The sequence below is a fragment of the Massilia sp. Soil_C_3 genome, assembly GCF_057657035.1.
The window spans coordinates 1-1,019 of sequence record NZ_JBDGJG010000025.1 but is presented as its reverse complement, the minus strand read 5'-3'; the positions used below and the strand labels follow the sequence as shown (position 1 = coordinate 1,019).

At 52.2% G+C, this 1,019-nt stretch carries 2 rRNA genes; both read right to left on the bottom strand.

The annotated features are described in order from the left end of the window. Positions 1 to 8 precede the first annotated feature (8 nt). A 5S ribosomal RNA gene (rrf, locus tag AC3A6F_RS25275) occupies positions 9 to 121 on the bottom strand. A 149-nt stretch (positions 122 to 270) separates the two neighbouring features. Further along, positions 271 to 1,019: ribosomal RNA gene (locus AC3A6F_RS25270) — 23S ribosomal RNA — on the bottom strand; the annotation flags it as partial.

Sequence of the window (1,019 nt, the reverse complement as noted above, 5' to 3'; positions counted from 1 at the left end):
TATAACTAGCCTGACGATAACCTACTTTCACACTGGTTGCAGCACTATCATCGGCGCAAAGTCGTTTCACGGTCCTGTTCGGGATGGGAAGGGGTGGGACCGACTTGCTATGGTCATCAGGCATGACTTGTACGAGCATCGCTTGAACGCGTCGGCAGCGAAGCTGCCAACCCTACGTCAAGTGAGGCTCTGAATCTGGAAGAAGTAATGTTGGGTTGTAGCTTGTATTCAAGCAGTTGTACTCGTCACAACCTTGACTACCAAGGTTATAGGGACAAGCCGTACGGGCAATTAGTACTGGTTAGCTTAATGCATTACTGCACTTCCACACCCAGCCTATCAACGTCCTGGTCTCGAACGACCCTTCAAGGAGCTCAAGGCTCCGGGAAATCTCATCTCAAGGCAAGTTTCCCGCTTAGATGCTTTCAGCGGTTATCTCTTCCGAACTTAGCTACCCGGCAATGCCACTGGCGTGACAACCGGTACACCAGAGGTTCGTCCACTCCGGTCCTCTCGTACTAGGAGCAGCCCCCTTCAAATTTCCAACGCCCACGGCAGATAGGGACCAAACTGTCTCACGACGTTTTAAACCCAGCTCACGTACCACTTTAAATGGCGAACAGCCATACCCTTGGGACCGGCTACAGCCCCAGGATGTGATGAGCCGACATCGAGGTGCCAAACTCCCCCGTCGATATGAACTCTTGGGAGGAATCAGCCTGTTATCCCCAGAGTACCTTTTATCCGTTGAGCGATGGCCCTTCCATACAGAACCACCGGATCACTATGTCCTACTTTCGTACCTGCTCGACTTGTCGGTCTCGCAGTTAAGCACGCTTATGCCATTGCACTATTAGCACGATGTCCGACCGTACCTAGCGTACCTTCGAACTCCTCCGTTACACTTTAGGAGGAGACCGCCCCAGTCAAACTGCCTACCATGCACTGTCCCCGATCCGGATAACGGACCAAGGTTAGAACCTCAAATGAACCAGGGTGGTATTTCAAGGATGGCTCCA